The following is a 13,682-nucleotide window of genomic DNA, read 5'->3' as shown; positions in this document are numbered from 1 at the left end:
TAGATAAGAAAGCAGTAAAACTTTTGTTCTGCTCTAATCTTATAATCTCGACACTCGAAAACTCGCTCTCTTAAAACCGACGTTTTACTGCCCCATACCAAATAACACCGTTTTAACTGTACGTAGAATAATCTTTAAATCCATACGCAAGCTTTGGTGCTTAATATAGTGAATGTCATACTTATGTTTCCATACCGCATCTTCAACCGAGGCACCGTAGGCGTATTTCACTTGCGCTAACCCCGTTACTCCAGGTTTAATCGCATGACGAAAACGATAATAAGGAATTTGAGTTTCTAAATCCTTAATAAACACTTCACGTTCAGGGCGAGGGCCAACTAACGACATTTCGCCTTTTAGAATATTGATTAACTGCGGTAATTCATCAATACGCGTTTTACGAATAAACTTACCAACACGGGTTACGCGAGCATCATTTTTAGATGCCCATTGCGCACCGTTCTTTTCAGCATCATTGCGCATTGAACGGAACTTTATTACCTCAAATTCTTGGTTATATTGCCCTACTCGCTTTTGACGAAAGAAAATTGGTCCTGGCGATTCAAGTTTAATTAATAAAGCTGTAATTAATCCTAATGGAATCGCCACTTTCGCCAATAAGATAACGCAAGCAATATCTAAAATACGCTTTACGACACGATTTTTTTTATTAGATAAAATTGAAAAAGATTTTTGGTGTAAAAAATAGTGTGGATGTAACAACTCAGTTTCAGTAAAGCCTAAACGGCGATCTAAATAAGATACTAAAGGTTCAATCCAAGCACCAGATTCTGTCGCAGTAATTAAAAATGCATTTTCATCATCATTAAACTCAGCTGAACGATAATGACAAATAACCTTATTTTTAAAATCAACCAAACTATAATCATTTAACGCATAATTTATATTATTCTTGTTTAACACAGCTGTAATTGTGCTTATTTGATCATTAGGACAATAAACATAAATAGCAGCGGTTGTTGTTGCGGCAGTCTGAGTTTCTGAAGTTGCAGTGATAATTTCAGAATCTTGAGTAGAAGAGGTTATATCAGACATGGGTTGTCCCTGATTTTTAGTGTCTTACTAATTGATATATTTTTTAGTGCTATTGTAATTGTGAATTGTGCTTATTTGATCTTTAGGACAATAAACATAAATAATAGCTATTTTATCGCTTATAGTGATATTTATCTCATCACTAGATGTGATATTACTCATATACCCACTCTTTACATTACTAATATATATTTCTTATAAAAATAGAAAATAAATTTCGATATTTTTTTTGATATAAAAATAGCATAAGTATCTAATCGATAGAAAAAAGAAGAACTCAAAATAGATAAAGATAAAATCAATAGCGTAGATAAAAAAGACAAATAATTAAAATTATAACCATTAAAATTAGTAAAAACAAAATAGACAACGATAATAATTATTGGAATATGTATAAGATAAATTGAAAAAGAATACTCTCCCAATATCTTTAATTTATTAAATGACAATATCCTCTGAATATTCACATTTGAAATAACAGAAAATATAATAAAAAATGAAGCCATATATGAACATAATATATATGTGTGTTTTCCTAGAAAAAATTGAATATATAAATACATATCACTCGTATTATGAGCTCCAGCCAAGTAAGCACCAACCATCAAACTAAGTAATGATATTTTTTGACTTTTAATTTTTAAATCAAATTTAGATATTAAAAAACCAATATAAAATGAAAAAATCCCTAAAGACAAAATCGGATTTATAAAAAACAATGGTATTATTGATAATAAAAATGTAATACTTGTTTTAATATTTCCAATCTTCATTGATAAATAGCAAAACGAATAAATATACAAAGAGCCGATCAATTCAACTTTCATTGTCCATAATACAGAGTTATATATACTTGTACCGTAAAAAAAAGGACTAATTGCCGCATTATAAATAGCATCTATAATGCTTGGATTTGATATATATAATTTATTATACCAAGAACTAAAATGAAAATTAGGTTCTACAACAATGAATAACTTATAAATAAAATATACCAATATACATGAAAATAGTGCAGGTAACATTAACCTTGGATAACGACTAATTACGGTATTAATATAGGAATCATTATCTTTTTTTCTCATTGATCGTGTTAATACTATCCCACTAAGAATAAAAAAAACATATACCGCTGTTGCTCCAGAATAAAAAAAAGCGAATGGGGAATTATATATATATTTCTGTATATAAAAAACATCTGGAATTTGAACTTGATTGAAATTATGTAAATAAGGGTAAAAAACTTGTGATATATGAGAAAATACAACCATAATACAAGCTACCCCCCTTAGTGAATCTAAATAAATTAACTTATTCAAAATAACCCTTTATAAAATTATTTGCGTTCAAAAATACGAAAAACAAATGAACTAATAATATAATTAGATAAGTAATAAACTGATTTAATTAAGCTAACCCTTTCCCTTAATATATTAAAATGCCATTTAGCCGCTTGTATTTTATTTGATGACAAGCTTAATTTTGAAACTCTATAGCAAGCTAAAACATCATTAATCCCAACTGAATCAGTTTTACTTAGAATCCTTAACCACATATCATAATCTTCATGTCCTATATTCTTTTGATAAAACTTACCTAAGTGAAGACAATTATACATCCCAGTTAAATTACCTATATAATTATTTTTAAGCATATCATTATAAGTTACTTTATCTTTAGATATAACAGTACTTAATATATTACCTTTATCATTCATACGATTATAACTAGAATGTACTACATTTTTATCATCAGAAATCATTACAGAAATCTGCTTTTGTAATTTATTTTCCAGCCAAACATCATCACTATCTAAAAAGGAAATTATACTGCCAGTTGCTTTTTTTATTGAATTATTTCTTGCATTTGCTGCACCAGGCAAATAACCATTCAGATAAACCTTTATACGTTTGTCTTTTTTTGAAAACTCTTCTATTATATATTTCGTATTATCAGTAGAATTATCATTTGTTATTACCAACTCAAAATTTGAATATGTCTGATTAAGTACTGACTTAATACTTTCTCTAATAGTTGATTCACAATTATATGCTGGCATAATAATTGATACTAGATTTTTACTCATTTATTTTTTAATCACTCCGATAATATCAACACCCGACTTAACTAATAGAGATGTAACAAACAAACGGTCCATTAATTCATCTGCAATTACTAATGAAGCTGATTCATCAATTGTTATTGGAGAGAAAGATGCTATATCTTTTGCTTTTAAGTCAAAAGAATCTCTCATATTGGTCTCAATAGCTCTACGCAAGTCACCATCAGTAATTACGCCGTTAATTACATTATTTTCACTTACTAAAGTTAAACCTAACTTACCACTTGAAATTGTATTGATAACATTCACTAGACTATCATTAATATCAACAATCGGTAATAGCTCAGTAATCATTTCGTCTCGTACTTTACTTAATAACCGACGTCCTAAATTTCCTCCAGGATGAAAACGAGCAAAATTTTCTGGCTGAAAATCACGTTTATCCATTAAAGCGACAGTCAAAGCATCACCTAAAACTAAAGTTGCAGTTGTCGATGTCGTTGGGGCTAACTGTAAAGGGCATGCCTCTTTAGGTACTGCAATATCAAGATTACAATGTGCATATTTAGCTAAAGTAGAATCACTCTTTCCTGTAATTGCTATAATGTAATTCCCATTATCACGCAAAAAAGGTAATAACTTTAATACCTCATCAGTTTCACCTGAATTTGATATAGCTATAAATACATCTTCAGGTTTTACCATACCAAGATCACCATGGAATGCTTCACCTGGATGCATAAAAAAACTTGGTGTGCCAGTACTCGCAAATGATGCTGCTATTTTTTTACCAATAATTCCCGACTTACCCATACCACAAATTATTGTACGGCCGTGAGTTGAAAGAATTACATCAATAGCTTGCTTAAATTCTACACCAATACGACTAGACATATAATCTAATCCTTGAATTTCAGTTTGAATAACTTGCTTTGCAATCTCAATAACATTCATTGTTATATTTCCATGATTAGTTTTAAGGCATCATAATCTGCTTGTGTATCAATTCCATGAGGTAGGTCTTTATTATATACACAAGCACCAATTGCCATTCCATTTGATAACGCGCGCAACTGTTCAAGCTTTTCATACTGCTCTAACGACGATTCTGAATATGAACAAAACTCTTTTAAATCAGATATTCGATATGTATAAATACCTATATGTCGATAAGCAAGATCTAGCCTATCAGAATCATCTCTATTCAAAGGCGATGGTGAACGAGTAAAATAAATAGCTCTCCCGTCCTCACCAAGAATGGCTTTAACTACATTTGGATTAATAAAATCTTTATGTTCACATATAGGTGTTACAGCCGTAGTAAGCGCAAATTTTTTATTTTCAAGAGCAAACAGAGTAAGTTGTTTAATTAATTGAGGTGGAATTAATGGTTCATCACCTTGAACATTAATCACCAAACTATCGTCATCTAAATCTAGCTTAGTGACAACTTCATTAATACGATCCGTTCCACTTTCATGCTTATCTGATGTCATCATGACGGGAATATTTAATTCTTCTGCTAATTTAAATATTTTTTTATGATCAGTTGCCAATATTATATTTTCAGAAGAAAAACCAGCCTCGATGCAACGTTGAAATACATGCCAAAAGATAGGAAAACCATTAATGAGTAATAATGGTTTTCCTTGTAACCGAGACGAGTTAAATCGTGCAGGTATAATTACTTTGGTATTTTGATAGAGTGTCATTATTAGGCCAATTTAGATTCAATAAAAGCACGACGGTGAACAACTTCATCGATCTCAAGTAATGTTTCTAATAATTCTTCCATATGATGCAGCGGCAACATATTTGGACCATCACATAAAGCTTGATCAGGATTGGGATGTGTTTCCATAAATAAGCCATCAATACCAACAGCAACAGCTGCACGTGCAATAGCAGGAACATGAATACGGTTACCGCCTGTTGAGCCATTTAATGCACCAGGCATCTGTACACTATGAGTAGCATCCATTACAACCTTACAACCCGTTTCCTTCATAATGGTTAAACCAGGCATATAATTGATTAATGTACCAAAACCAAAGCTTGTACCACGATCACAAAGCCAAATATCATTATTACCAACAGCTCGACATTTCTCAACAACTGGCGCCATATCAGCAGGATGCATCCACTGACCTTTTTTAATATTTACGGGCAATCCCATAGAGGCAACACGTTGAATAAATCCAGTTTGACGTACAAGGAAAGCGGGTGTTTGTAAAACATCAACGACAGATGCTACTTCATCTAATGGAGTATCATCATGCACATCCGTTATAATGCGAACGCCTAGCTGTTCTTTAGCTTTTTGTAAAATTTTCAGACCTTCATTAATACCAGGACCTGTAAATGCACTTGCTGATGAACGATTTGCTTTTGTAAAAGAAGATTTGGCAATATATTCGATTCCTAATTTATTAGTAATCTCTTGTAATTGACCAAAAGTATCTAAAACTAAACTTTCAGATTCTATAACACATGGACCTGCAATTAAAAACATATAGCTACCTAATAATTTTTTTACGTAAAGTTAATAAAAATGATAATGTTTTATAAAGCTCTAGCTTAATAAAAACATAGCCAATTTTGTCCCACTTTTTAATTAAATGAGAGTATTTGATATTTTTATTCTCATCATGATTAATAAGATGAAATGCTTTATTTCTTATTAATTTAAAATTCCAGCCAACTAATGTTATTGATTTAAATTTCATAAATTCAATATAAACAGCTGGATTATCTATCTTAGATTCAATAAATTTAATATTAGCTAATAGATCATGCTCGTTATCATTAAGCCTATTTGTTATTGATCCAAGTCTCCTAGTTCTTACTATATATAATGCGCCTTCACATTTAGAAATATCAGTCGCTTTTTGTAAAGCTAATATTACGAATGGAAAATCCTCATAAATAACACCAACTTTAAAAGTCACATCATTAAGTAATGTTTTTTTATAAACTTTATTACATGCAGAAAGATTTATATTCGTTAATATTGATGGGCAGTTTTTTAACTTTCCACGATACGAAGGATAAGAAACAACGCTCTTATTCTTACCGTCATGAAACATACGATCGAAATATATAATATCTGAATTTGTTTTTAAAATATGTTCATATATTTTATTAACGAACAATGGTGAAATCCAATCATCAGCATCAACAAAAGCGACATAATCACCTTTAGACAATGTAATTCCATAATTTCTAGCTGATGCTAAACCTTTATTTATTTGATAATAATAATTAAAATTAACATGTTTATTACAAAAAAACTTAGCTATATCTGACGAATTGTCTGAGCTACCATCATCAATAACAATAACTTCAAAATTGACAGGTTCTGATTGTAATAGAATACTCATTAGACATTCTTCTACATAATCTTCAAGATTATATAGTGTAACTATTATAGATAGAAGCACTATATTTCAACTCCTGATATTCTAAAAATTTTATCTAAATCTTCAATTGAAATAGAAGACAACTCAAAGTATTCAATATCTAACAGATATGATTGTATATATTTAGCTATTCTTTCTTCTGTCATATTTTTATAAATAGAATTACCTAAAAAAATCACATCTTTATTTAATAATTTTGATTCTAAGCCAGCAGTAGAGTTAACTGTAACAACCTTGTTTGATTCACTTATTAAGTGAAACGTATTATCAAGAGATAAATAAACATCATGATTAGATTTAACAAATTCAGTAATCAATTTATATACTGCAACAGAATTTTCAACAGGATGAGGTTTAATTACTAATATCTTATTTTCAGCACGAGCTAAAGTTAATGAATCTTGCAATGATGTTCCAATATCACCCTCATAATTAAGAATTAATTGAGCATCATTTGAATATTGTAATGGTAAAAAATAATATTCACAATTAGGAATTGGAGAACTTATGCTTTGATAATCTAAACTTTTAAACTCAGTTAACGAGCTAAAATCACGACTAATATCACTTGCTATATTGAATATACTTTCAAATTTACAAAATAAAATTCTAAAAAATCGACTAATATAAGTATTTATTGTCACTTTTCGAGCCTGTTTAACAACATGGCTTTCCATTTTCTGTTTAATATATGAATATTTCCATGATTCAAACTTTTTTTCATCATGATTAAAACTATCTAACTTAGATATATTTAAAAATAAAGAAGACGCTTTGTCAGTACCTTCTGAATCAAAAAATGTTTTATTTGGGAAATTCCCATATCCAGAAAAAATTGTTTTAATATTATTCTCTCGGCATGCAAGAACAAAACCTTCATGACTTGCTAAACGACCACTAGGTATAAATGCTGCTATTATATTATTATCGGAAATTATTTTTCTTGTTAAAAAATGCATTGAATTATAACTAGCTAAGGATTGTTCAAAAGTAGTCCATCCAACTAATTCATTAAAAAAAGAGGTTTTATTCAATACATTTTTTTTTACTTTCTTTGATATATATACATTATCACCTCTAATTTTTAATAAAAGATAGCAGAATAAACTCGTTGTTACATAGATAGTATTTAGCCTTTTATTTTGAAATGCCATTTTAAATCGTGAATAGAAATCTATTTCTTCTTTTGATATAACATGAATCAATATGTTATCGTTCATTTAACTATTCTCCATTTAATAAATTGAATAAGACTAATAATATTCAATTTTTTTAATATGTTTTTAAAAAACTTTATAATAATATAATTTTTAGATAACTGAATAGGAGAGTATTCTGACAACATATACCTATAGCCATCATCAATAAGATCAAAATAGATATAAGAATAATAATTATTATTTAATGGGAGCCAAGGCTTTTCATGAGCATAATGAATTATTATTGGCATTTCATTACTTTTTTTAGGATATATATAATTATACTTTGAATCTAGTTTTTTTATTTTATTACTAAAAATAACATTTAGAGCATCTTGATCAGGATATACTAAAATATCAATATTTTTTTTAATATAATTTATAACATCACGCATATTTTTTTTTGTTGATAATGAATTAGAGATGACTATAACACCACTATTAAAATAATCATTAATATCTAACGATGATAAACGATTTTTTATTATGTTTGTATTTTTCTCTTTTAACATTGATATGTTATTAATACCTAATCTTGTATTTATTAAACTATTCAAGTTAGATGTTATAATAGTATCACAATCTAAATATATAAAAACTTCATCGTTGATTAACTCTGTGAGATAAAGACGACCATACATTGCACGACTATATCGTCCAATAGGGGGAAGGTCATCATCTGTTAATTTAAAAAATAATAGTTCAATATTATATTCTTCGGCTATAGCAATGAGATTATCTTCATTGAAATCATCATATTTAATAATATATGCTTTAGAATTTTTATTGTTTATAGCAAAAGAATAAAATGAAACTTCTAATAACTTTCTATAATTAGAATCAGAACACCATGCTACAACTGTTTTTAATGACATATCACCCCTTTATATTTTAAATTAGATACAACACTAGATTTACTACATGTTTTTAATAACATTTTATCATTTTCTGTAATTTTAATTATACAAACAATAACAAAAGTCAAAACCCCTAAGCTAATAGGCGCTACAGAGAAGGAGACTAAAGTAAATGGAATAAGTAATGCTATTGATTTTTTATAATTCAACATCAAAGCTGTTAACATTCCATAATATAAAAAAGCTCCTATAAAACCTATACCTAATATTAATTGAAGAAGTAATACATGAGGATTTAACGCTCCAACTCTTACCATACCAATACCATAGCCAAATAATAAGCTTATAATATCTGAACTTACTATTATATTTCCATAGTCTACCAATAATTGGATTTTACTATCTCCACTTTGGTCGTTTAATATGAAAAAATTATTATTTAATAATAACAATAATATAAATGTAAAAGTAATTAAAAAACACAGCCATTTCACTTTGTAGTTAGCTTTAAATACAATCAAATAAAATATGTAAGCTATAATTGCAGCACGACTAAACGTAAGGAAAAGTAATATTGAAGATAATATTTTCAATATAACTTTTATACTACCTTTATAAACATCTATTATATCAATTGAAATAAGTAATATTAATGCAAAAATTCCAGCAAAATTACTATCAGTGCCAATTAAACCATATTTATAATTATAAAAACCAAATGTATCAAACTTATCAGAAATAAAAAAACGATAGTAACAATCAATCACAATAATAATTAAAGAAATGATATAAAATATAGAATAACCTTTTTTCACAACATCATTACGAATAGGAACTAATAACAATAAAAAAAGTACCCACCACCAATAAATACCACTAAAAAAAACTTTTCCTAAGAATATATTTTGTATTGATACAAATAAAATAAAAAATAAAACAGATATTAATACTGAAAGATTAACATTGATTTTTTTAAAATTATGAAAAATAAACAATAATAAAATAAAAGGAGTAATAATTAAAGATGATATGTTTTCTAATTTATCGAAAGATATATATAGTGAAAAAGAAATTGAAATACAATAAAATAAAAAATTTTTCAAAGTAAATATATCCTTAAGTAAAAATAATTCATTATTGATTGTAATGATATTGTTATACTTAAAGCAATGAGAGCTCCTAACACATTAAATGTATAAGTAAAATAATTCAATAAAATAATTCCAACAGTAAAAGTTAGCCATGAAATATTCTTTACTACACGATCATGACCCATTGAATTCAAAAGCATTTGAGAGCAACCAGAAAATCCAGAAATTAAATATGCAATAAATACAATGAATATATATTCCTTTTCAATACTTATATTATAATAAGATCTTACATAATCCCAAAAATAAAATAATGGCAACATAAAAGATATAACTCCTAATATATTCAAAAATGATAATATATATAAACTCATATATTCACTTTTAACCTTTATCTTTTGAAACAATCGATGATATATAGTCATGTTAAATATTGAAATAATTATATTACATACAGAGGTAAGCTTAATATATATGGCTAATTTAGATATATCCTCCTTACTTAGATAATTTGATGATAATATAATTACAAAAGACGAGTATATTTGGCCAAGAATATCTTGTTGTAAATAATTCCAACGATTATTTATTTTAAACTCATCATTTATTTCTTTATCAAAACGATCATGATCTTTCATTCTATATAGGCATAGATATAATAATAATGTCGATACTATATAGCCCAAACATGTATATATATATATATAATTAGGAAAGAAAAATGCTGCGTAAATTACAAATAATGATGGGATCCAATTATTCAAAAAATACGAAACACCTGCATTACCTTTAGCGATTAACATAAACTGATATGATTGAGCTATAGAAAAAAAACATCCATACACACATATGAAATACATATTAATGTTGTTTTCATAAAAAAATGAAATAACATTTAAAATAATCAAAATAATTACTGTATTTTTAATTATGAAAAGTAGATTTTGATTTGCTATTTCATTTATATTTCCAATTCTATTTGATACTAATTTAAGTGTTAGACCATTACTACCAAAACTGACTAATGTTGATAAAAAGGTAGCAAACGATAACTCTGTAAAATATCCTCCAGCATCTGATTCACCTAAATATCTTACGATAAACATGCTACTAATCAGAGAAAGAAATGCAGCTCCTCCTCTTGATAGAAAAGTCCCTATTATTTTTACAAACATGCTATTAACTTTCATATTTATTATGATAACCATTAGATATAAAATTAGCTACAATAATCATTTACAATATTCGTAGCCTTCGACAATAATAAGCTTTGTCGTTACTACAAATTTAGCAATGTCTTCAACATCTGCTGATTTAATCTCTTACTATAATATTTAAATAATCTATTAAACTTGGCTTACTATCAATACACATTTAGCGTACGCCCTTTACGCAGATAAGCATCAATCAGATAATAAAAACGTTATGTATCCCTCAATAGGCCAACTCAACAAATTTAAAGCTCTAAGACACAAAATCTGAAATTTGAGCCATAAAAAAGCACTAGCTGTCGCAGCTAATGCTTTGTTATGAAACAAGTTTGTATGTTATTTAGAGGTTGTAGGGAATAGGTTCCACCCCTTTTCCGCCTCTAGGCGAAAATATTCACTCTACAATACGTTGTGAGTAGATTCCCTATCTCGCTCATTCCTCTCTGGGTTTGGCTCGGTCATTCACTGTAGGGAATGACGAGGATGACTCGTACATTCCCTATAACAATGAGAAAGGTAGTTAATTACTTATTATCACTTGCGTAACTGTAATTGTAATAACCGTAGTTGCCGCCATAAGTTGAGCTTGCTTTGCGCACCACGGCGTTAAGAATACAACCTTTCACTTCAATACCATTTTGTTCAAAACGGTGCTTCGTGACTTCGATTTCTTTAACTGGGTTTAAGCCAAAACGCGCCACAATCATGGTTGTGCCAGCATGTGCACCAACAATGGCTGGGTCGGTTACTGCCAAAATTGGCGGTGTATCGACTAACACTAAGTCATAGTTTTCAGATGCCCAATCCAACAAAGTTTTTAAACGCGGGTGCATTAATAACTCAGATGGGTTAGGCGGTACTGCGCCACGAGCAATAAAATCAAGGCCTTCAACACCTGGTGATTTAATTACTTGTTCTAATGTTTGTTGGCCACTTAAGTAATCGGCTAAACCGGGCTTACTATCAACACACATTTGGCGTTCCATACGGCCTTTACGCATATCGGCATCAATCACTAATACGCGCTGACCACCTTTAGCCATTACCGCCGCCATGTTGGCCGATACAAATGACTTACCGATACCCGGGCTAGGACCTGAAATCATCACAATATTGTTACGCGCTTCCATCATTGCAAAGTGCAAGCTAGTACGTAAGCTACGCAATGCTTCAATCGATAAATCAGCTGGGTTAGAAACAGCTAACAACGCTTGATTAACATTTAGCTGTTGTTTTGATTTAAATTTCTTTTCTAAATCAGTCTGCCAAGCAGATAATGGAATTGAGGCATACACAGGTAAACCTAGTGCTTCAATTTCATCTGGGCTTTCAACACCACGGTGCAATGCAGCACGCAAGAATGCAATCGCTACACTTAACATGCCGCCAAGTAAGGTTGCTAATACTACGATTAATGCTTTCTTAGGTTTAACTGCATTGGTGTAAACTTGCGCAGCATCAAGAATACGAACGTTACCGACCGTGCTTGCTTTAACAATGTTAAGCTCTTGAACTTTATTTAATAGCTGGACGTAAATTTGTTGATTCACTTCAACATCACGGGTTAAACGTAAAATCTCACGCTGAGTTGCAGGTAAGGTTTCAATACGCTTATTTAACCGAGTTTGTTCTTTCAATAACGTTTTGCGTTTATCCATTAATGAAATATAGGCTGGGTGTTCTTTAGTAAAACGTTGTGAAATATCCGTTTCTTTAAAAGTTAATTGGTTTAGCTGCGATTCTAAGCCAACCATGGTTTCAAGTGCAGATTTAGCTTCTAGGCTTAAATCTACTGATTCATTCTTTTGACGGTAGCTATTGAGTTTATCTTCTGCTGCCATTAACTGGATTTTAATTTCAGGTAAGTGCTGCTTTAAGAAGGTTAAACTATTTTCAGCTTCTGCCGAGTTACGCTCGACGTTTTGTAGAAAGTAATTCTTACTGATGTCATCAACAATCGCTTTAATATTAGCGCGGTTCTCACCTGTCATTGATAATTGCAAAATACCAGTTTGTTTACCTTGCTCTGCAACAGATAAGTTACGTTGTAGATTTTGAATAGCATCAATACGAGTAATTTTTGCTAATGAAAATTCTGCGTCTTTGGTTGCTTGTAAATCCGTTATAAACAGTTGGTAACCATTTGCTTGCGCTAACTCGCCAACTTTACCAGTTAGAATCTTGCGACCTTCGCTATCATTCAGTTGGTATTGGCCTTTATCAGCGTTAGTAACCACAATTTGGTAACCACCAAGCTCGCGACCATCAGCAACTGTAAAACGTGAGACATTAATAAAGTGTTGCTCACCCATTAAACGTGCTAACCCTTTGCCTACTACTGGGAAGTATTCAGGGCTAACAACCGTGGTTAGGTTTAACTTATCAACCGTTTCGCCTAATACCATCCGTGATTTGATGATTTCAGTTTCAGTAGTAGCACTTGATTCACCGCCACCAAACATTTCTGCCATATCGCCACCAAGTGCTGGCATACCTGAACTTTTGGCTTCAATTTGAATGAGTGCATCAGCTTTATAAATTGGGGTAGCAAGTAAAGCATAACCGATACCAACAACAGCAAAGATAAAGGTGGTGATAATAATCATCCAGCGGTTATCAATTAAAATGCCAAACAGTTTACCGATATCGACTTCATCCGTTCCTGGAGAAGTACTCGGTTGAGGATTTTGAGCAATACTCATTAAGAAAATATTCCGATGTTAAATTTAAGAAGATGAGGAAGAGCCAAAGCATCATCCAAAAGTTAAATATGGTTTACAGCGCGTG

At 30.1% G+C, this 13,682-nt stretch carries 12 protein-coding genes; all 12 read right to left on the bottom strand.

Annotated elements, in window-relative coordinates; translation table 11 throughout:
* Positions 1 to 84: 84 nt before the first annotated feature.
* The 12 genes from PAND9192_RS11415 to PAND9192_RS11360 all read right to left on the bottom strand — a co-directional run bounded on the left by PAND9192_RS11415 (position 85) and on the right by PAND9192_RS11360 (position 13,597).
* Positions 85 to 1,056 carry a sugar transferase gene (locus PAND9192_RS11415; RefSeq protein ID WP_087853921.1) on the bottom strand — a complete coding sequence of 324 codons (972 nt, stop codon included), beginning with the start codon at positions 1,054 to 1,056 and terminating at the stop codon, positions 85 to 87.
* Between the two features lie 173 nt (positions 1,057 to 1,229).
* Positions 1,230 to 2,375: an acyltransferase family protein gene (locus PAND9192_RS11410; protein WP_144018103.1), complete on the bottom strand. Its 1,146-nt coding sequence runs from the start codon at positions 2,373 to 2,375 to the stop codon at positions 1,230 to 1,232.
* Between the two features lie 17 nt (positions 2,376 to 2,392).
* Complete coding sequence (locus PAND9192_RS11405; protein WP_087853919.1) at positions 2,393 to 3,142, bottom strand: glycosyltransferase family 2 protein; 750 nt, start codon at positions 3,140 to 3,142, stop codon at positions 2,393 to 2,395.
* A complete protein-coding gene (locus PAND9192_RS11400) occupies positions 3,143 to 4,072 on the bottom strand; it encodes a KpsF/GutQ family sugar-phosphate isomerase (RefSeq protein ID WP_087853918.1) in 930 nt (309 codons plus the stop codon). It abuts the gene before it with no gap.
* A gap of 2 nt (positions 4,073 to 4,074) precedes the next feature.
* Positions 4,075 to 4,830: a 3-deoxy-manno-octulosonate cytidylyltransferase gene (kdsB, locus tag PAND9192_RS11395; protein ID WP_087853917.1), complete on the bottom strand. Its 756-nt coding sequence runs from the start codon at positions 4,828 to 4,830 to the stop codon at positions 4,075 to 4,077.
* Between the two features lie 2 nt (positions 4,831 to 4,832).
* Positions 4,833 to 5,630, bottom strand: coding sequence for a 3-deoxy-8-phosphooctulonate synthase (gene kdsA, locus PAND9192_RS11390; protein WP_087853916.1), 798 nt, complete (start codon positions 5,628 to 5,630; stop codon positions 4,833 to 4,835).
* Between the two features lie 4 nt (positions 5,631 to 5,634).
* The gene (locus tag PAND9192_RS11385; protein ID WP_159458239.1) at positions 5,635 to 6,558 is read right to left on the bottom strand and encodes a glycosyltransferase family 2 protein; all 924 of its coding nucleotides are present in this window, start codon (positions 6,556 to 6,558) and stop codon (positions 5,635 to 5,637) included.
* Positions 6,558 to 7,757 (bottom strand): capsular polysaccharide export protein, LipB/KpsS family, encoded by a 1,200-nt coding sequence (locus PAND9192_RS11380; RefSeq protein ID WP_087853914.1) that lies wholly within the window; start codon positions 7,755 to 7,757, stop codon positions 6,558 to 6,560. The genes PAND9192_RS11385 and PAND9192_RS11380 overlap by 1 nt, the downstream gene beginning before the upstream one ends.
* Positions 7,754 to 8,611, bottom strand: coding sequence for a glycosyltransferase family 8 protein (locus PAND9192_RS11375; RefSeq protein ID WP_087853913.1), 858 nt, complete (start codon positions 8,609 to 8,611; stop codon positions 7,754 to 7,756). Before PAND9192_RS11375 ends, PAND9192_RS11380 begins: the two co-directional genes overlap by 4 nt.
* A complete protein-coding gene (locus PAND9192_RS11370) occupies positions 8,602 to 9,696 on the bottom strand; it encodes a hypothetical protein (RefSeq protein ID WP_087853912.1) in 1,095 nt (364 codons plus the stop codon). The genes PAND9192_RS11375 and PAND9192_RS11370 overlap by 10 nt, the downstream gene beginning before the upstream one ends.
* Entirely contained in the window at positions 9,693 to 10,859 is a 1,167-nt protein-coding gene (locus PAND9192_RS11365) for a lipopolysaccharide biosynthesis protein (RefSeq protein WP_144018102.1), read from the bottom strand. Before PAND9192_RS11365 ends, PAND9192_RS11370 begins: the two co-directional genes overlap by 4 nt.
* Positions 10,860 to 11,419: 560 nt before the next feature.
* On the bottom strand, positions 11,420 to 13,597 hold the full coding sequence (locus PAND9192_RS11360) for a polysaccharide biosynthesis tyrosine autokinase (RefSeq protein ID WP_087853910.1): 2,178 nt from the start codon (positions 13,595 to 13,597) through the stop codon (positions 11,420 to 11,422).
* Between the last annotated feature and the right edge of the window lie 85 nt (positions 13,598 to 13,682).

Origin of the sequence: Photobacterium andalusiense (assembly GCF_900185625.1) — a bacterium.
Taxonomy (GTDB): Bacteria; Pseudomonadota; Gammaproteobacteria; order Enterobacterales; family Vibrionaceae; genus Photobacterium; species Photobacterium aquimaris.
This window is presented reverse-complemented; position numbering and strand designations above follow the sequence as displayed.